Origin of the sequence: Bradyrhizobium sp. Ai1a-2 (genome assembly GCF_000426245.1) — a bacterium.
Classification (GTDB): domain Bacteria; phylum Pseudomonadota; class Alphaproteobacteria; order Rhizobiales; family Xanthobacteraceae; genus Bradyrhizobium.
In genome coordinates, this window is sequence record NZ_AUEZ01000066.1 from 17,928 (window position 1) to 37,050 (window position 19,123).

Annotated in this window: 18 protein-coding genes; 13 read left to right on the plus strand and 5 right to left on the minus strand. The window is 63.7% G+C overall.

The annotated features are described in order from the left end of the window. Positions 1–69: 69 nt before the first annotated feature. Positions 70–2,115, minus strand: coding sequence for a threonine--tRNA ligase (thrS, locus tag K288_RS0131955; protein ID WP_027583210.1), 2,046 nt, complete (start codon positions 2,113–2,115; stop codon positions 70–72). A gap of 214 nt (positions 2,116–2,329) precedes the next feature. On the opposite strand from thrS, the gene K288_RS0131960 reads away from it, so the two are divergent. Then, positions 2,330–3,493, plus strand: a complete 1,164-nt coding sequence (locus K288_RS0131960; RefSeq protein WP_027583211.1) for an MFS transporter — start codon at positions 2,330–2,332, stop codon at positions 3,491–3,493. Position 3,494: 1 nt separating this feature from the next. Here K288_RS0131960 and K288_RS0131965 read toward each other — a convergent pair whose 3' ends face one another. Further along, on the minus strand, positions 3,495–4,718 hold the full coding sequence (locus K288_RS0131965) for an alpha/beta hydrolase (RefSeq protein WP_244443330.1): 1,224 nt from the start codon (positions 4,716–4,718) through the stop codon (positions 3,495–3,497). 380 nt (positions 4,719–5,098) lie between these two features. Between K288_RS0131965 and K288_RS47165 the strand changes: the two genes are divergently transcribed. From K288_RS47165 to K288_RS0131980, 3 genes are all read left to right on the plus strand, one after another. Further along, entirely contained in the window at positions 5,099–6,472 is a 1,374-nt protein-coding gene (locus K288_RS47165) for an amino acid permease (protein WP_043161266.1), read from the plus strand. 2 nt (positions 6,473–6,474) lie between these two features. Next, on the plus strand, positions 6,475–7,695 hold the full coding sequence (locus K288_RS0131975; protein WP_027583213.1) for a hypothetical protein: 1,221 nt from the start codon (positions 6,475–6,477) through the stop codon (positions 7,693–7,695). 200 nt (positions 7,696–7,895) lie between these two features. Continuing rightward, the gene (locus tag K288_RS0131980) at positions 7,896–9,719 is read left to right on the plus strand and encodes an NAD(P)/FAD-dependent oxidoreductase (RefSeq protein WP_027583214.1); all 1,824 of its coding nucleotides are present in this window, start codon (positions 7,896–7,898) and stop codon (positions 9,717–9,719) included. Here K288_RS0131980 and K288_RS54270 read toward each other — a convergent pair. Together K288_RS54270 and yidD are read right to left on the minus strand one after the other, a co-directional pair. Next, positions 9,688–9,855, minus strand: coding sequence for a hypothetical protein (locus tag K288_RS54270; protein ID WP_201449751.1), 168 nt, complete (start codon positions 9,853–9,855; stop codon positions 9,688–9,690). The two genes, K288_RS0131980 and K288_RS54270, sit on opposite strands and share 32 nt — an antisense overlap. 113 nt (positions 9,856–9,968) lie before the next feature. Beyond that, a complete protein-coding gene (gene yidD / locus K288_RS0131990; protein ID WP_084799862.1) occupies positions 9,969–10,316 on the minus strand; it encodes a membrane protein insertion efficiency factor YidD in 348 nt (115 codons plus the stop codon). Between the two features lie 245 nt (positions 10,317–10,561). Between yidD and K288_RS0131995 the strand changes: the two genes are divergently transcribed. After that, a complete protein-coding gene (locus K288_RS0131995) occupies positions 10,562–11,494 on the plus strand; it encodes a hypothetical protein (RefSeq protein WP_027583216.1) in 933 nt (310 codons plus the stop codon). Positions 11,495–11,734: 240 nt separating this feature from the next. Here K288_RS0131995 and K288_RS0132000 read toward each other — a convergent pair whose 3' ends face one another. Beyond that, on the minus strand, positions 11,735–12,181 hold the full coding sequence (locus tag K288_RS0132000) for an iron-sulfur cluster assembly scaffold protein (protein ID WP_027583217.1): 447 nt from the start codon (positions 12,179–12,181) through the stop codon (positions 11,735–11,737). Between the two features lie 248 nt (positions 12,182–12,429). On the opposite strand from K288_RS0132000, the gene folE reads away from it, so the two are divergent. The 8 genes from folE to K288_RS0132040 all read left to right on the plus strand — a co-directional run bounded on the left by folE (position 12,430) and on the right by K288_RS0132040 (position 19,107). After that, positions 12,430–13,140, plus strand: coding sequence for a GTP cyclohydrolase I FolE (gene folE, locus K288_RS0132005; protein WP_027583218.1), 711 nt, complete (start codon positions 12,430–12,432; stop codon positions 13,138–13,140). 28 nt (positions 13,141–13,168) lie between these two features. Next, complete coding sequence (hisI, locus tag K288_RS0132010; protein WP_027583219.1) at positions 13,169–13,591, plus strand: phosphoribosyl-AMP cyclohydrolase; 423 nt, start codon at positions 13,169–13,171, stop codon at positions 13,589–13,591. 212 nt (positions 13,592–13,803) lie between these two features. After that, entirely contained in the window at positions 13,804–14,466 is a 663-nt protein-coding gene (locus K288_RS0132015; protein ID WP_244443331.1) for a c-type cytochrome, read from the plus strand. 67 nt (positions 14,467–14,533) lie between these two features. Further along, on the plus strand, positions 14,534–15,736 hold the full coding sequence (locus K288_RS0132020; protein WP_152535768.1) for a cytochrome c: 1,203 nt from the start codon (positions 14,534–14,536) through the stop codon (positions 15,734–15,736). A gap of 213 nt (positions 15,737–15,949) precedes the next feature. Then, the gene (locus K288_RS54275) at positions 15,950–16,123 is read left to right on the plus strand and encodes a hypothetical protein (RefSeq protein ID WP_027583222.1); all 174 of its coding nucleotides are present in this window, start codon (positions 15,950–15,952) and stop codon (positions 16,121–16,123) included. Between the two features lie 2 nt (positions 16,124–16,125). Then, complete coding sequence (locus K288_RS0132030) at positions 16,126–16,704, plus strand: cytochrome c oxidase subunit II (RefSeq protein ID WP_027583233.1); 579 nt, start codon at positions 16,126–16,128, stop codon at positions 16,702–16,704. Beyond that, a complete protein-coding gene (locus K288_RS0132035; protein ID WP_027583223.1) occupies positions 16,694–18,319 on the plus strand; it encodes a b(o/a)3-type cytochrome-c oxidase subunit 1 in 1,626 nt (541 codons plus the stop codon). The genes K288_RS0132030 and K288_RS0132035 overlap by 11 nt, the downstream gene beginning before the upstream one ends. After that, positions 18,316–19,107: a c-type cytochrome gene (locus tag K288_RS0132040; RefSeq protein ID WP_027583224.1), complete on the plus strand. Its 792-nt coding sequence runs from the start codon at positions 18,316–18,318 to the stop codon at positions 19,105–19,107. The genes K288_RS0132035 and K288_RS0132040 overlap by 4 nt, the downstream gene beginning before the upstream one ends. The last annotated feature ends 16 nt before the right edge of the window (positions 19,108–19,123 follow it).

Below are 19,123 nucleotides of genomic sequence, written 5' to 3' on the forward strand. Positions count from 1 at the left end.
GCGGACTTTCTTGCCACGAGATAGGGGCGAATGCCCGCGACCGGAAGCGAGTTTAGATGGATTAAAGCATCAGGATAGCGACTTCGCCCGCTTGATGTCGGGCGGCGTCGCCTCGTCGACCAGCGCGGCGAGCGCTTCGGCCGTCGGGATCACGGTCTGGCGCTCACTGCCGAGACGACGGACCGAGACCGAATGGGTCTCGGCTTCCTTCTTGCCGACCACGAGCAGCGCCGGAATCTTCGCCAGCGAGTGCTCGCGGACCTTGTAGTTGATCTTCTCGTTGCGCAGGTCGATCTCCACCCGCAGACCCGCACGGCGCGCCTCAGCCACCACCTGCTTGGCATATTCGTCGGCCTCGGAGGTGATGGTGGTGACGACCACCTGCACCGGCGCCAGCCACAGCGGGAAATTGCCGGCATAGTGCTCGATCAGGATGCCGATGAAGCGCTCCATCGAGCCGCAGATCGCGCGGTGCACCATCACCGGCGCCTTCTTCGACCCGTCATGGTCGATGTAGAACGCGCCGAACCGCTCCGGCAGGTTGAAGTCGACCTGCGTCGTGCCGCACTGCCAGTCGCGGCCGATGGCATCGCGCAGCACATATTCGAACTTCGGCCCGTAGAACGCGCCTTCGCCCGGATTGATCTCGGTCTTGATGCGGTTGCTGCCCTTGGCCTTGATCTCCGACAGCACGGTCGCCATCACACGTTCGGCATGGTCCCACATCGCGTCGGTGCCGACGCGCTTTTCCGGCCTCGTCGAGAGCTTGACGGTGAGTTCGCCCTCGAAGCCGAAATCGGCATAGGTCGACAGGATCAGGTCGTTGATCTTCAGGCACTCGTCGGCGAGCTGCTCCTCGGTGCAGAACACATGGGCATCGTCCTGCGTGAAGCCGCGCACGCGCATCAGGCCGTGCATCGCGCCCGACGGTTCGTAGCGATGCACCACGCCGAATTCGGCAAGCCGCAAAGGGAGGTCGCGATAGCTCTTCAGGCCATGCTTGAAGATCTGCACATGCCCCGGACAGTTCATCGGCTTCAGCGCGAACCAGCGCTTGTCCTCGGCCTCGTCGCCGGCGGACTGCGCCGCGAACATGTTCTCGCGGTACCAGTCCCAATGGCCGGAGGTCTCCCACAGTACCTTGTCGAGAATCTGCGGCGCGTTGACCTCCTGGTAGTCGCCGGCGAGGCGGCGGCGCATATAGGCGATCAACTGCTGGAAGATGGTCCAGCCCTTCGGGTGCCAGAACACGACGCCCGGGCCTTCCTCCTGGAAGTGGAACAGGTCGAGCTCGCGGCCGAGCTTGCGATGGTCGCGCTTCTCGGCTTCCTCGATCTGCTTCAGGTAGGCGTCGAGTTCGTCCTGTTTCGCGAAGGCCGTGCCGTAGATGCGGGTCAGCATCGGATTGTTGGAATCGCCGCGCCAATAGGCGCCCGCGACCTTCATCAATCTGAACGCGTTGCCGATCTTCCCCGTGGAGGTCATGTGCGGGCCGCGGCAGAGATCGAACCAGTCGCCCTGGAAGTAGATCTTGATCGGCTCGTCGCCGGGAATGGCGTCGACCAGCTCGACCTTGAACGCCTCGCCCTTGTCGCGGAACACCTGCTTGGTCTTCTCGCGATCCCAGACTTCCTTGGTGAAAGGTTTGTCGCGCGCGATGATCTCGCGCATCTTCTTTTCGATGGCGGCAAAATCTTCCGGGGTGAACGGCTCGTTGCGGAAGAAGTCGTAGTAGAAGCCGTTCTCGATCACCGGGCCGATCGTGACCTGGGTGCCCGGCCACAGCGACTGCACGGCTTCCGCGAGCACATGGGCGCAATCATGCCGGATCAGTTCCAGCGCGCGCGCGTCGTCGCGCGAGACCAGCTCGATCTTGGCGTCGTCCGTGATGGGATCGTTGAGGTCATACAGAACGCCATTCAGCGCCATTGCCACCGTGCGCTTTGCCAGCGAGGGCGAGATGCCCTGGGCGACGTCGAGACCGGTGATATCCCTGGGGAATTCGCGTTTCGCTCCGTCGGGGAAGGTGAGGGTGACTTTCTCGACCGGCTGGGCGGGCTTGAGATTGGCGATGCTGTACTGGAATCCGGACTCGGACTTGTGGTCGTCGGACATGTCATTCTCCTGTGGCTCACTCCTGCGAACGAACGCAGGTAAGCGGAAAGCAGCGATATAGCAGGCGATTGGGCTGGCGCAATCCGGCAATATCAAGAAATCGGCGGGGAATTGGCCTGGCTGCGCTGATCTCCGATCGTGATCTCCGCCCGCCGAGAGCGCGTTTTACAAATGTGTCTTTTCTTCTTCGCCCGGCTGGTTTACATGCACCTGCATGAAAATGATATCCGTGACGCGCCGCTTCGCGCCCACCTCCCTGATGCTTGGAAATATCGTCACCGGCTGTTCCGTGCTGGCGCCGGCAGGGATGCTTCCGGAACTGTCCAGCGCGCTGGACGTCTCGATTCACACCGCGGGGCTCCTGATTACCTTCGGTGCGATGGTCTTGTGCATCGGCTCGCCGCTGACGGCATGGCTGACCAGCCGCATCGATCGCCGCACCTTGCTCGGTGTGACGCTCGCAGTGCTCACGATCACCAATCTCGCCTCTGCCCTGGCGCCTGATTACGCGAGCCTTCTGGCCATTCGCCTCGTCATGCTGGCGATCGGCGCGCTCTATACGCCGCAGGCGGCCGGCACCGGCGCGCTGATCGTGCCTGGCGAGCGGCGCGGCTCGACCATTGCTTATATCTTCCTCGGCTGGTCGCTCGCGGCTGCGGTTGGGCTGCCGCTGATTACCTTCATCGCAAGTCATTTCGGCTTTCGCGCCGCCTATGCCGGCATCGCGCTGGTCGGCTGCGTGAGCTGCGCGCTGCTGTTGTGGCGATTGCCGCGCGGATTGCTCGGGGCGCCGGTCGATCTGAAGACCTGGACCGAACTCGGTCGCAACCGGATGGTGCTGGTGCTGCTGGCCATCACGACGCTGCAGATGTCGGGCCAGTTCGTGGTCTTCACCTTCATGGGGCCGTTGCTGACAAGATTGACGGGTGCCGGCCCCAATGGGGTCGGGCTCGTCTTCGGCCTTTACGGTGTCTGTGGCTTCATCGGCGTCATGATCGCGACCCGCATCGTCGATTCCTGGGGGCCGTATCGGACGTCGGTGCTGTTCACCTCACTGATGCTGACCGGCGTTGCCGGATGGGCGCTGAGCGCGGGTGTCTATGCGTTGATGGCCGTCTCGGTTGCGATCTGGGGACTCGGCTTTGCCTCCACCAATTCGATGCAGCAGGTGCGGCTGGTGGCTGCGGCGCCGGCGCTTGCATCGGCGTCGGTGTCGCTCAACACCTCCGTGCTCTATATCGGGCAGGCGATCGGCTCCGCGATCGGCGGCGCGTTGTTCGCGCACGGCTGGCTGCACGGCGCAGGCTATGTCTGCGCGGCTTTCGTGGCGCTGGCGCTGACGACCGTGGTGCTGACGAGGCCCCGCCGCGCAGTGTGAACTAGCGGCTCGCCGATGCAGGGGCGCTTGCGATCCGCGCAAACGATGCGGGTCCCGCCATCTTCGCCAGCACTTCCTTCACCGGGTGCTGCGTCCAGGCCAGCGTGACGTAATCGCGGTGGGTGATGCCGTCGGGCGTCTGCACGAACACGACGCTGCCGGGCTGCAGTGGACCGTCCATGCTCTCGCGGACGCGGATGCCCTTGTTCCTGAGCATCGTCATCAGTTCCTGGTCATGCCGCTTGGTGTAGCGGGTGTAGGAGCTCACGAAAAAGCCGGTGCGGTTGTTCTCGATCCAGGAGGCGAACTTGTCGAGTTCGCCATAGACCGCATCCAGCAGCACCACGCCGCGCACGCGGCTGGTGGCGCCGCCGACGTCGAGGCTCCAGGCGGTCGGCAGGAAGCCGCCGCTATAGCCGACGATCACGACCGGCATGTTGGCGAAGGCTGCCGCCGATTTGGGGTCGCCTGAGAGGCGGGCGAGGTGGGAGGTGGATTCGTCGAGGAAGCGCTTGAAGCCGCCCGGCTGCCAGAATTTTCCGGCGCTGGAATCGGCGGCGTCGACCGCCATCTGCGGCGCCAGCAGCACCGCGTTGACGCCGGAGTCCGAGATCTGCTGCGGCACCAATTGGCGGTCGCGCACGTCGCGTTCGAGCGTTGCGCCATTGCCGTGGAAGAACACCACGATCACGCCCGGCTTGCCGACGTCGAAATTCTCGGGGACGTGCATCAGCACGCGGCTGTCATTGTAGGTCTCGTCCTGCCAATAGACGCGGCCCGAAAGGCTGCGATGGCCCTTGCGGCTGCCGTTCGTGACATTGAGGAACGGCGCATCCGAGCGCGGATTGTTGCCGAAATAGGGGAAGGCGGAGGATTTCATGCTGACCAGCGTGGTCAGCTCGTCGCGCTCGCTCGGCTTCGGCAGATTGAGCGTGGGTGTCAGCGAGGCCACCCGGACCCGGACCGGCGCGGGACGCTGCGGCTGCGGCTCCGCTGCCGTCGCCGTCGCGGCGGCCTGCCGCTGCACGAGGCTTTCCTGCGCGGTCGGGAAGCGCTCCTTGAACGATGGCGCCGGGAAGCGATCCACAAAGGTATCGCTCGAGACGGCCTGGGTGTTCGCAGCCAACGCGGTGGCGCTGGGCGCTCTGCCGCATTGAGCCAGCAGGCTGGCGAGCGGCAGAAGCAGCGCGCAGGTCACGATCCGGCGCCGTGGTGACGTCGGCATGCGCGACCGCACGGCCGGGGATATTGTCCGGTCCGCGCGATCACACTTCTGGAACGCTGGGTTCTTCGCCCCGATCATCCCACCCACTACCCCGAAACTCGCGGCAAACGCCGAATCTGAGCGCACCGGTGTTTAGGTGACGTTAAGCCTCCGGAAAATTTCCCCATCCGGAAGCAGCAAGAAGACCATCCAATCGTGTCGCGATTGTGGGTCGTCTCCCGTGTTTACACAAAGGCTGGCCCTTTGAAGGCAACATTTGGGTATTATGATACCCAAATCTTGGCGGCAGTTAGATGCTTGTTAACGTTGCTTGAATTGGCCGTTTTCCGCCTGCACGATGAGAATCGTCGAAGCACGTGGCGCTGAAGGTACGGTCCGATATGGCGGCATCACACACGGGCAGCGCGGCATGGTCCGGCTCGCTCCCCGGCAGCGGCTCGACCGTTTCGGTCCTGGTGGCCACGGCCATCGTGGTCGCCGACATGGTCGGCGTCGGCGTTTTCACCAGCCTCGGCTTCCAGGTCAAGGACATCCCGTCGGGCTTCTCGATCCTCTTGCTGTGGACCGTCGGCGGCATCGTCGCGCTGTGCGGCGTGTTTTCCTACGGCGAACTCGGCGCGATGTTTCCGCGCTCGAGCGGCGAGTACAATTTCCTCAGCCGCGCCTATCACCCGGCGTTCGGATTCGTCGCCGGCTGGGTGTCGGCGACCGTCGGGTTCGCCGCGCCGGTCGCGCTCGCCGCGATGGCGTTCGGCGAATACGGCAAGTCGGTCCTGCCGGATGCGCCGCCGCTCGCGCTGGCGCTCGGCGTGGTGTGGCTGGTGTCGATCGTCCAGCTCACCGGCGTCAAGCACTCCTCGACCTTCCAGCTGGTCTCGACCATCCTGAAGGTAGTGCTGATCGTCGCGTTTCTCGTCTCCGGATATTTGATCACGACGCCGCAGCCGATCTCGTTCGCGCCGACTTCGGCCGATCTCGCCCATATCGCCAGTGCGCCGTTCGCGATCAGCCTGGTGTTCGTGATGTATTCATTCTCCGGATGGAACGCGGCGACCTACATCATCGGCGAGATACACCTGCCGGAGCGCAATTTGCCGCGCGCGATGCTGTCCGGCACGCTGATCGTGCTCGTGCTCTACGTCGCGCTGAACGCGGTGTTCCTGCACACCGCGCCGATCGACAAGCTTGCCGGCCAGCTCGACGTCGCCCGCATCTCCGGCAGCTATATCTTCGGCGAGGTCGGCGGCCGCATCGTCGGCGCGATGATCTGCGTCGGGCTGATCTCCTCGATCAGCGCGATGATGTGGATCGGTCCGCGGGTGATGATGACCATGGGTGAGGACATCCCGGCGCTGCGGATCTTCGCCCGCCGCTCGACCAGCGGCGCGCCGGCCTATGCGATCCTGTTCCAGCTTGCGGTGGCGACGCTGATGCTGTTCACGCGCAGCTTTGAGGCGGTGCTCGACTTCATCCAGTTCGCGCTTCTGTTCTGCTCGTTCTTCACGGTGCTCGGCGTGATCAAGCTGCGCATCACCGGTCCCGACCTGCCGCGGCCTTACCGCGCCTGGGGATACCCGGTCACCCCTGCGGTTTTCCTGCTCGTGACCGGCTTCATGATGTACTATCTGTTGACGGACCGCCCGCTGCAGTCGGCGCTTGGTACCTTGATCATGCTTTCCGGCCTTTTGATCTACGCCGTTTTCCGCAAGGGGGCGGCTGGCCCGGCGATGTCAGGAGCATCGGGTCACGAATGAGGATGTCCTTATCATTGAAAGCTGTCGTGCTTGCTTTCGCGTTCGTGCTCGCCGCGCTGCCGGCGCGTGCCGCCGACACCGCGACCGTCGACGACACCGCGCGCTTCCTTGCCGGCATGATGCCGTCGGCGGATTCGCCACTGATCCCGCTGACCAGGGACCCGGCCTGGCAGCAGCACGCGAGATTCTTCGACCGCGCCTTTGCGCAGCTCGAGCAGCGCCAATTGTCGAAGATCCGCGCCTGGGCGGAGGCCAATCTCGCCGCGCCGCGGCCGACCATGTTCTACATGTTCTCCGGGCCCGACTTCATCTATGCCGACGCCTTCTATTCCAACGCGACGACCTATGTGCTCAGCGCGCTCGAGCCGACCGGCTCGGTGCCGGACCTGACAAGACTGTCGCGTGGCGACGTCGGTGCCGCGCTCTACAGTGTCGAGCGCTCGCTGTCCTCGGTTCTCAGCTTCTCGTTCTTCATTACCAAGAAGATGAAGGTCGACCTGCATGCGGGCGAGATCAACGGCACCTTGCCGATCCTTTATGTATTCCTGGCGCGCTCGGGCAAGACCATCCGGAGCGTCACGCCGGTTGTGCTCGACGAGAACGGCATCGTCGGCACGGAAGGGGCAGGGAAGGGCGCGGTGCGCGGCGCGCGCATCACCTTCGCCGGCAATGATGGCGTCGAGCGCACGCTCTATTACTTCTCGACGGATCTCTCCAATTCCGGCGTCAAGGCGAGCGGCTTCCTGAAATTCTGCGAGACGCTTGCGCCCGGCAACAGCCTGATCAAGAGCGCGTCCTATCTCATGCACGCCGGCAATTTCACCGTCGTGCGCGACTTCATCCTCAAGAACAGCGCCACCATCATCCAGGACGATTCCGGGATTCCGCTCGTCTATTTCAACCAGAAGCGCTGGCGCTTCTTCCCGTTCGGCCGCTACGCCGGGCCGATCGACAAATTCCCCGGCCGCTACCAGGAATCCTATACCGAGCTGTTCCACCGTGCGCAGCCGATCGATTTCGGCATCGGCTATCGCTGGCGCACGCATGAAACCAACCTGCTGCTTGCCGTGCAATTGCCCGGGGACGGCTTCGGCACCGCCGACGCGGTGGCGCAGGATGCACCACCTCCCAAACCGGCGCCGCCGCCGCGTCCCAGGGCGCCGCGGCAGCCGGCGCCGTTCTTCAGTTCGCAGCCCGGCGGTTTCTTCTGGTTCGGGCGCTGAAGCTTTTTCGAGCGAAGTGGACGCCGGTTCGCGTGAAGAAAACGCGTCAAAACAAGACTCTAGAGCTTCGCTCGCGTTTCAACATCCAGTGAGTATTGCGATTGTAACTCACTGGCTGAATCCAGTGCGCGTCCTGTAATCCATCCGTAGCCGCGCCTCGTCAGGCTCGTGATCTGTCACCCAAGTTCCGAGGGATCGATATGATCGCTGCCGATGTCGACGACCGATTCAACAAATGGCTGGGCTTCTTCAATGTCGCTGTTGCGGCGAAGGACATTGATGCACTGCTGATCCTGTTCCATCCGGACGCATTCTGGCGTGACATGCTGGCATTCACCTGGAACGTGCGCACCGTCGAAGGTCATGGCGAAATCCGACAGATGTTGGATGCGTGCCTTGCGCGTACCGCACCCACCGCATGGCGGCCAATGAGACCAGCACGTCTTGAAGATGGCATTGTGGAAGGAATCGTCGAGTTCGAGACGAACGTCGCTCGTTGCAAAGCAGTCATTCGGCTGAGAGACGGCAAGGCCTGGACGTTGCTGACGTCGACGGCGGAGCTCAAGGGCTTCGAAGCATCTCCAGGCCCCGATCATGTCGGCGATAGCGGAAGTGCGCATCAGGAAAGGCCGCACAGTGACGCGGCTTCTGCCACGAGCCAACCCTACTGCGTCATCGTTGGGGCTGGACATTGCGGGCTTGCATTGGGCGTGCAGCTCCGAAATCTGGGCGTGCCGACGCTGATCATCGACCGCCGCGAACGACCGTCCGACACATGGCGAAATCGCCACGATTCGTTGACGCTGCACTCGCCCTCATACTTTGATCAGATGCCGGGCTTTTCCTACCCCGACAATTGGCCGGTGTATCCCTCGAAGGAACGCTTCGCCGACTGGCTGGATGCTTACCAGTCGATGATGCAGCTTGACGTCATGACCGGGGCCGAGTGCGTAGGAGCCAAATACGATGATGCGCGAGGGAAATGGCGCCTAAAGGTCAAACGCCGCGACCGCGCGATCGAGCTCAATCCGGAGCAGCTTGTACTCGCTACCGGACTGACCGCGACTCCGAAGATCCCGGACATACCCGGAAAGGAGCGGTTCAAGGGGCCGCAGCAATATGCAAGCTTGTATCGCAGCAATCCTCTTCACAGGGACTGCCGCTGCGTCGTGGTGGGATCAGGCACCACGGCGCACGATATTGCTGCGGATCTTTTGGCTGATGGCGCTGACGTCACGATGATTCAGCGCAGTCCGACCATCGTGATGAAGTTGGAGACGTTGCTTGAAGGATTTGCAAGTCTCTACGGCAGCGAGCCAAAGGCGCAGGGGATAACAATCGACCTGGCGGACTTGTTGTTCGCCGCAACGCCCTTGCGCATTCTGGTGGGCATGCACCAGAAGCTGGTGAAGCACGTGAGGGAAAAAGACGCGGCCTTCTACCGGCGATTGGAGAGCGCCGGATTTCGACTGACCTTCGGTGAGGACGAGGGCGGCGTGTTTCCTCAGATCCTGCGCGATCCCGGTGGCTACTACATCGATGTCGGTGCGTCGGAGCTGATCGCCAACGGCAGCATAAAGCTGAGGTGTCGGCATCACGGCGCTTCGCGAAGAAAGCGTTGTTCTCAGCGACGGGAGCGAACTTCCCGCCGACATCATCTTCTACGCAACCGGCTACGAACGCCCCTCGTTCGACTCCATCCTGACGCCAGAGACTGCAAAAAGGGTCGGCCCGCTGTGGGGGTTCGGCTCAGGCACCCGCCACGATCCTGGCCCTTGGGAGGGGGAACTGCGGAATATGTGGAAGCCCACGCGACAGAAAGGGTTGTGGTTTCACAGTGCCGGAGTTGGAGTGGGGCGGTTTTACTCGCGCGTCCTCGCGCTGCAGATCAAGGCCCGGCAGTCCGGGATAGCGACGCCCGTGTACGGAGACGAAGGCGAAGCTGCCAAGGCGTTCGAGGCTGCGTGAACCGCTCCAATCATTCACGCCGCATCACCAGTGCACGCTCTGGCTTGGCACGATGAAGGCGGTGTTGTCAGGCGCCGCCGGCTTGTGGGTGAAATAGAGGTACGCGGAAGCGATCAAAACGAGCAGTGCGATGATCGCCAGCAAATCTATCTGGCGGGGGTCATGACCGTGGCGGCTGATTTTCCAGCGCATTGTTGGTGTCCTCCCTGCGGACGCACCGAGTCAATGCCGCACTGCCGCCACAGTTCCCGCGCGCCAGCGATGCATGCATGGCTTGAAAGCACCGCGGCGGAGAGGCCGTCCCGCTACGGCGGCCCGTTGACGCCGCGCCAGCGGCCGTAGCGCCACGGCAGGTACCAGCGCGCGCCGGGCGGCGCTTCTTGCGGCACGTTATCGATGCCCGACGTCCCGAAGGGATGGCAGCGCAATAGCCGGGCGAGCGTCATCCAGCCACCCGCCCAGAGGCCGAACCGCTCGATCGCCTCGTCGCCATAGACCGAGCAGGTCGGCAGATGCCGGCAGTTGTAACCGACCAGCGGCGACAACGTATGCCGGTAGATCCAGATCAGCACGCGACCGAGATTGCGCGGCAGCCGCCGGGCTGCGCTGGCACAGTCCGTGCATCCCAATTGATGTGACGTTCGATCTTGCATGGGCGTCATGCCATGAATTTACGTAGTCTTGCGGGAGTTCCCAAGCAAGGAACTTAGTGCTTGCAGATATTTACGCCACAGTTCGCAACTATCGCACCGCACAGGCGGCGCTGCAGCGAAGGTCCTATGGACGGCACAGGTCAGTACGGTTACCGTTTTGATAACGCTTCGATGACACCATCTCGTTACGTTGCGATGGGGCCGTTGCCACCGCTCATCCATGGGGCTTTGGGGAAGGAACCAAATTGAGGCTCGTGACGTCGCTTCGTCTTCGCGGTCTGGCACTCCTCGGCGCCGCCGCTTTTTGCATCACACTGCCTGGCTCGGTCACGACGCTGGGCAATTCGGCCCGCGCCGGGGCCAGCCTGGAAGAACGCAAGACGCCGATGCGATTCAGCTGGGTGGCTTGCGAGCCCAACTGCCGAGGATGGGTCTCGGCCGTCGGCATCATCACCGCCGACAGCCCGCGCGATTTCGATGAGTTCGCCCGCGGCCGCCAGCTTGGCGGCGCCACCGTCGTACTCGATTCGAGCGGCGGCTCGGTCAACGACGCCATCGCGCTCGGACGCCGCTTCCGCGGCCTGGGCGCGCTGACCACCGTCGGCACGACCGTCATCAACCAGACCTCGCAGGGCCAGCGCGCCAGCGTCAGGCCGGAAGCCTATTGCGAGTCGATGTGCGTGTTCCTGCTGCTGTCCGGCAAGGCCCGCTACGTGCCGGAAGCCGCGCATGTGCGCGTCCACCAGATCTGGATGGGCGACCGCGCCGACGATGCGCGCGCCGCGAGCTACAGCGCACAGGACATGATGATCGTTGAGCGCGACATCGGCCGGCTGGCGAAGTACACCTTCGACATGGGCGGCGCCGGCGATCTGTTGTCGCTGGCGCTGAGCGTTCCCCCTTGGGAAGAACTGCACGAACTGTCGCGCGACGAGTTGCGGCTGACCAATCTCGTCACCACCGAGCAGGTCGCCGACGTGTTGCCGCCGCAGGACAACGCCGCCACCGTGCCGGTCGCGGAAGCGAAGACCAAGGCGAACCAGGACCGTGTTGCCACGAGCGCGCCTGACGGCGAGACGACGGCGCAGCCCGCGAAGTCGACATCGACCAAGACCGCGGAAGCCCTGGTTCCCACCGGCGGCACCGCGACGCCGCTCCCGGTCCAGCCGGCGCAGTAAGCCCAAAGCCGTCCCGACAGAGTATCGGAGACGCCGCACTTCGCGATGCTGCTTGATGCGCCCTCTCCCCTTGTGGGAGAGGGCTACTCCCGCCTCAGCAACCAACTCGCCAGGGTGAGGGGTATCCCTCCGCGAACACCGTTGATCGTGAGACAACCCCTCATCCGTCGCGCATTTCATGCGGGCCACCTTCTCCCACAGGGGGAGAAGGGAGGTAATCCCTCGACATTCCCACCGCCCTCAGGCCGGCTGCGTGGCCTTGGCCTCGATCTGGCCGATCGCATCCACCACCGCATCGAACGTCAGCATGGTAGAGGCGTGGCGGGCCTTGTAGTCGCGCACCGGCTCGAGCAGGGCGATCTCGGCCCATTTGCCGCTTTCCGGCGGCTTGCCGTTTTCCTTGAGCATCTTGCGCACGGTCTCGCGCAATTCGCGCAGTTCGTCGGCGGTGGAGCCCACGACATGTCTTGCCATGATCGAGGAGGAGGCCTGCCCGAGCGCGCAGGCTTTGACGTCATGGGCGAAGTCGGTGACGACGGGGCCGTCCATCTTGAGGTCGACCTTCACGGTCGAGCCGCAGAGTTTCGAATGCGCGGTGGCGCTGGCATCGGGGTCGGGAAGGCGTCCGAGACGCGGAATATTCCCGGCCAGTTCGATGATCCGCTTGTTGTAGATGTCATTCAGCATGCGAACAAAGGTCGTGGGCGCAAGGGCAAGGGCGCCCTTGGCGGCAGGGTTTCATGGTCCTATATATGGTCGGTATCGGCCGAAATACAGTCCGGCCATGCTACCGGCGCGGGCCAGTTCAGAAGCCAATGCTGTGCCGCCGGTGTTAGGATGAAGGGACTCCAGGCGTCCGGCGGCACCACGCCGCCCCGTCTGCCCGGTGACACACCCGGTCCGAGAAGGGGACCGGTCGAACGGAGAGACGTCGAATGGACGCTGCAATCAAATCGATCCGCCCTGCCAAGAACAATGAACCCAAAAAGGTTGAAACTCGGGTGGTCGAAACCCGACCGGCCGAGCTTGATCCGGCCGAATTCCTTGCCGCCGCCGTCCGCGCCGACCAGCCGCGCCCGTCGCGAGCCGAGGCGGAAGCGGCGGTGCTGACGCTGCTGAGCTATATCGGTGAGGATCCGGACCGCGAGGGCCTCTTGGACACGCCGCGTCGCGTCGTCGAGGCCTTTGACGAGCTTTACCAGGGCTATCACCAGTGCCCGGCCCAGGTGCTCGACCGCACCTTCGGCGAGACCGCCGGCTACGACGATTTCGTGCTGGTCCGCGACATCGAGTTCACCTCGCAGTGCGAGCACCACATGATGCCGTTCTACGGCAAGGCACATATTGCATATACGCCGGTCGAGCGGGTGGTGGGCCTGTCCAAGCTCGCCCGGCTGACCGACATCTTTGCCCGCCGGCTGCAGACGCAGGAGCATCTGACCGCCCAGATCGCGGCTGCGATCGACGAGGTCCTCAAGCCCCGCGGCGTTGCCGTCCTGATCGAGGCGGAGCATACCTGCATGTCGGTGCGCGGGGTCGCCAAGCACGGTGCTTCGACCTTCACCAGCCGCTTCACCGGCATGTTCCGCGACAATCCGGCGGAGCAGCAGCGTTTCCTGTCCCTGGTGCGAGGACCGAACCGGTAACCTCGCACAACATTGCGAGGCTTATTCCGTGTCAGCACACGATCACGATCGCGAGGAAGGGCTGGCATTCCAGCCCAAATTTGACGCGTCAGGCCTCGTGACCTGCGTCGCGACGGACGTTGCCAATGGCGACGTGCTGATGGTCGCTCACATGAATGACGAAGCGCTGCGCAAGACGATCGAGACCGGCGACGCCTGGTATTTCAGCCGCTCGCGCAATGCGCTCTGGCGCAAGGGCGAAAGCTCGGGGCAGACCCAGCGCGTGATCGAGATGCGTATGGATTGTGACCAGGACGCGATCTGGATCCGCGTCGAGCAGACCGGCGCGGCCTGCCACACCGGACGCCGCTCCTGCTTCTATCGCGCAGTCACGCACGGCAACGGTGACACGGGACTGTCATTCGTCGATGCGGATCGCCTGTTCGATCCCGAAAAAGTCTATCGGAAATAGACTCAATTTCCGTTGTGCAGAGCATGATCCGGAAAAGCCGAAACCGGTTTTCCGAAAAGATCATGCGCCAACGAAATGACCGAGCGCAGCGCGCGTGAGCCGCGTTGCCACCGTCAACGCGATGTGCAAAAATTCCCACTCGTCGTCGAAGTGGGGTCGAAGCAGTGACACGTCGTTTTTCTCTAATTCGATCGTGTATTGTCTTTTTCGCGCTGCCATTTCTTCCTGCGCACGCGCAGGCACCGGAGCGGGCGCCCGACACGATGGCCGCACGCGTCCTGGCCTGCGCTTCCTGTCACGGCGCGCAAGGCGAGGGCACCAGCGACGTCTATTTCCCGCGTCTTGCCGGCAAGCCCGCGGGCTATCTCTATAATCAGCTCGTGGCCTTCAGGGATGGCCGGCGCAAATATCCGCCGATGAACTATCTCCTGGAATTCTTGCCCGACGAGTACTTGAAGAAGATGGCCGAATATTTCGCATCGTTGCGGCCGCCATTCCCGGAGACTGCGATCCCGACCGTCAGCGATGCGATTCTCGCGCGCGGCGAATCGATCGTGAAGCATGGCGATACGCAGCGCGGCATTCCGCCCTGTGCTAGCTGCCACGGCCCGAGCTTCGGCGGCATGGAGCCTGCGATTCCAGGCCTGCTCGGCTTGCGCGCAAGCTATATCAGCGCCCAGCTCGGCGGCTGGCGCTACGGCACGCGCACCGCGGCCGCGCCAGACTGCATGCAGATCGTCGCAAGCCTTCTCACCGAGGACGACGTCAAGGCCGTCGCCGCCTATCTCTCATCGCGCCCGGCGCCGGCAGACCCGTCGTTCGCCCCGCAAGGCAGCCTGCCGATGCCGCTTGCATGCGGCAGCGAGCCGCGTTGAAGGGAGCTCGCCGATGCTACGCCTCGCAACCAAGCTGAACCTTCTTCTGGCGCTGTGCTTCGCCGGCATGACGGCCGCAAGTGCGCAGCAGAACCCGCCCGCCAATGCCGAGCTGCTCAAGAGGGGCGAATATCTCGCGCGCGCCGGCGACTGCATTGCCTGCCACACCGCGCCCGAAGGCAAGACCTTTGCCGGCGGGCTGCCGATGAAGACGCCGTTCGGAACGCTCTTCACCTCCAACATCACGCCGGATCCGCAAACCGGGATCGGCACCTGGACCTCGGACCAGTTCTACCGGATGATGCATGATGGCCGCTTTCCCGATGGCGGCCTCGTCTATCCCGCGATGCCGTTCGGCTCCTACACCAAGGTGACGCGCGAGGACTCCGATGCGATCTTCGCCTTTTTGCGGTCGGTCCCGCCGGTGAAGCAGGCCAACAAGCCGCATGAATTGACCTTTCCCTTCAACAACCGCTCGCTGATCCTCGGCTGGCGCACGCTGTTCTTCAACGAAGGCGAGTTCAAGCCCGATCCGACGAAGTCGGCGGAATGGAACAGGGGCGCTTATCTGGTCGAAGGCCTCGGCCATTGTGGCATGTGCCACACCGCGATCAACGCGCTCGGCGGCAGCTCGGAATCGCAGGCGTTCGAGGGCGGCCTGATTCCGATGCAGTACTGGTACGCGCCGTCACTCACCTCGAACAAGGAAGCGGGGCTGGGCGAGTGGAGCATCCAGGAAATCGTCGACTATCTGCGTACCGGCGTCTCCGCACGTGGCGCGGTCTACGGCCCGATGGCGGAGGTCGTCTACAACAGCCTGCAATATCTCAACGACGAGGACATCCGCGCGATGGCGGTCTACCTGAAAGGCCTCGCGCAGGGCAGCTCGCCGGACAAGCCGCCGCCGGCGATTCCGTCGGCCGAGAGCAGCCTTCTGCTCTCGCTCGGCAAGCAGATCTATGACCGCGACTGCGCAAGCTGCCACGGTGCGACCGGGCTCGGCATGCCGCCGCATTATCCGCCGCTCGCCGGCAACCAGTCGATCCAGATGTCGTCGGCGGTGAATGCCATCCGCATGGTGCTCAATGGCGGCTATCCGCCGGGCACCGCGGGCAATCCGATGCCCTATGGCATGCCGCCCTTCGCGCAGCGCCTCTCCGACGATGAGGTCGCCGCCGTCGTCACTTACATCAGGACCTCCTGGGGCAATCGCGGCGGGCCGGTGGCGGCGCGCCAGGCCAACGAATTGCGCACGGCTACGCTGAAATAGAGCATGACGGAATCGGATCGAACCACGATGAACGCTCTTCTCCCTCTCCCGCTTGCGGGAGAGGGTTGGGGTGAGGGTGTCTCCGCGGGCGAGAACCTTCGTGTGGAGAGAGCCCCCACCCGGCGCTACGCGCCGACCTCCCCCGCAAGCGGGAGAGGTGAAGAGAATTGGCGGCTGATTCAACCAAATTGCAACACGCTATAGGGGCGCGCCATGACGGATTCATCCTCGCAAGGGCCGGCGCGGCATTCCGATGACGAGACGGTCGACGCGATCGTGCGTGCAGGTCCCGGCGGCGCGATTGCGGTGGCGGGCATCGCGACCGCGATCGTCGTCGCTTTATGGTTCGCCTTCTATCTCTTCGTCTTCCTGCCGCGGAGCGTCTGATCGTGACCAGTGAGACCGATCATAGTCACGACGAGCATGGCCTCGGCGAGGCGGTTGCCGCGCGCATCGAGCGGCGCTGGGCAACGTTGTCGGTTGTGATCATCTGCGTGCTCGTCGGCCTGGCCGCCTTCTTCGGCATCTACCATGCGACGATGCCGCAGGGCCGCGTCGAGACCGCCGATCCCACGACCTTGCATCTTTCCGGCGAATTCGTCGAAAGCAACCTCGGCAGCGCGCTGGAGGCCGACGGCTCCGTCACGGTGCGCGCGATCGGGCAGCAATATTCATTCACCCCGCAATGCCTCGTGGTACCGGCGGAAACGCCGATCACCATCCGCGCCACCAGCGCCGACGTCGTGCACGGCTTCCTGATCGAGGGCACCAACATCAACACCATGCTGGTGCCGGGCTATGTCTCGGATCTGCCGATCCGCTTCAACGCGCCGGGCGAGCACGTGATGCCCTGCCAGGAATTCTGCGGCATCGGTCATCAGGGCATGTGGGGCAAGGTCAAGGTGGTCGACCAGACCGCGTTCCGCAACATGGCGGCGAGCAAACGGAGGCTCACCTGTGTTGATTAACAAGCGGCTGATCCTGGCGCATTTCTGGCTCGCCTTCATCGTATTCGGCGCGGCTCTGGTGCTCGGCGCCTGGCAGATGTTCGAGCGCAGCCCGCTGAACGTCTGGCACCTCAATCCGGAATTCTATTATCGCTCGGTCACCGCGCACGGCACGGTCATGGGCTATGTCTTCCCGACCCTGATCGCGATGGGCTTTGGCTACGCCATCAGCGAAGCGGCGCTGGAGCGGCCGCTGGTCGGGCGGCGCTGGGCATGGGCTGGTATCGCGCTGGTCGCGATCGGCAGCGTGGTCGCGATGGTCCCGGTCTCGCTCGGACTCGCCTCCGTGCTCTACACCTTCTATCCGCCGATGATCGGCAATGTCTTCTATTACATCGGCGTGGTCCTGGTCGTGGTCGGCTCATGGATCTGGGTCGCGCTGATGTCGATCAATCTCGCGGTCTGGAAGCGTGACAACCGGGACAAACCGGTGCCGCTCGCGATGTTCGCCAATGTCGCTGGCTCCTATCTCTGGGGCTGGACCGCGGTCGGCGCTGCGCTCGAGCTCATTTTCCAGATCATTCCGACCGCGCTTGGGCTCACCACCACCATCGACGCCGGATTGGCGCGGGTGTTCTTTTCCTGGACGTTGCACGCCATCGTCTATTTCTGGCTGATCCCGACCTACATCGCCTATTACACGATCTTCCCGCGCGCGATCGGGGGCCGGCTCTACAGCGACGCGATGGGGCGGGTCGCCTTCATCATGTTCGTCGTGGTCGCGATGCCGATCGGCGTCCATCATTTGTTTGCCGATCCGCAGGTCGGCGCCGGCTTCAAGTTCATGCAATCGGTGTTCACCGGCCTCGTCGCGCTGCCGACGCTGCTGACGGTGTTCACGATCTGCGCTTCGGCCGAGATCGCGAGCCGGCTGCGCGGTGGGCGCGGCGCATTTGGCTGGATCCGTGCGCTGCCCTGGGAGAACCCGATCATGGTGGCGACCGCGCTGTCGCTGGTCATGCTTGGCTTCGGCGGCGCCGGCGGGCTCATCAACATGAGCTATCAGCTCAATACCAGCATCCACAACACGCAATGGGTCACCGGCCACTTCCACCTGATTTTCGGCGGCGCCATCGTCATCATGTATTTCGCCATCGCCTATGACCTGTGGCCGCATTTGACCGGCCGCACGCTGGATAGTTACGGATTGATGCGCACCCAGCTCTGGCTGTGGTTCATCGGCATGATCGTCACCACGTTCCCCTGGCACTATGTCGGCATCCTCGGCATGCCCCGCCGCATGGCGTTCTATGACTATGCCAATCCCGCGATCTCGCCGCAGGCGTTCTCGGTGACGATGTCGGCGTTCGGCGGATTGATCCTGCTGACGTCAGGCATCCTGTTCCTGATCGTGCTGGTCCGCGGCCAGTTCGCGCCGAGAGGCGAGGCGGGTGCCTATACATTCGCGATTCCCTTGCACATGCCTGCGCGCCTTCCGGTTGCGCTCAACAGTTTTGGATTGTGGCTGGCGCTCATGATCGGGCTGACGGTCGTCAATTACGGCTATCCGATCGGCCAACTGATGGCGGTGAGGAACACCAGCGTGCCTGCCGTCTATGTCGGAGCTAGCAGATGAGCGAGGACGAACTCTATTCGCCACGCAATCCCTGGTTCAGCATCAGCGTCGGCGTCACCGCCGCGATTGCGGTGCTGTCTGCGATCGTGGGATTGATCTGGCTGCCGCTGCTGCAGCCCGATCTGAAGCTTTCCGGCATCTGGGATGCGATCTGCAGCGCAGCCGGCGTGCCCAACCTGCCGAGGCCGGCCGCGGCGGTGCCCCCCACGTTCAAGACCTCGAATGTCGTGGTCACTCCGGAAATGCTGACACGGCAGGACCAGGTCTCGATCGGCCGCGGCGCGACGCTGGCGCAGCGCTGCGCGATCTGCCACGGGCCGCAGGGTGTCAGCGACGCGAACTCGCCGAACCTCGCCGGGCAGTACGCCGCGGTGACGTACAAGGAATTGAACGACTTCAAGACCGGCGCGCGGGTCAACGTCGTCATGAGCCCGTTCGCGGCCAACATGACCGACCAGGACATGCGCGATGTCGCGCTCTATTACGCCTATCTGCCGCGAGTGCCGTCCAGTCAGCTCAATCCGGGCCTGCCGCCGCCTGCGATCGTGGTGACAGGAGCGCCGTTGCGCAACATCCCGCCCTGCGGCTCCTGCCATGGCGAAATCGACATCAAGGCCGGCAGTCCCTGGCTCGGCGGCCAGTCCGCCGTCTATATCAAGGCGCAGTTGCAGGCCTTCGCAGCGGGCACCCGCCGCAACGACATCAGCGAGCAGATGCGCAACATCGCCCGCCAGATGACCGCGGAAGAAATCGATCAGGTCGCCCGCTACTACGAGGCGCAGCCGTAAGCTGTCAGCTGCGCCT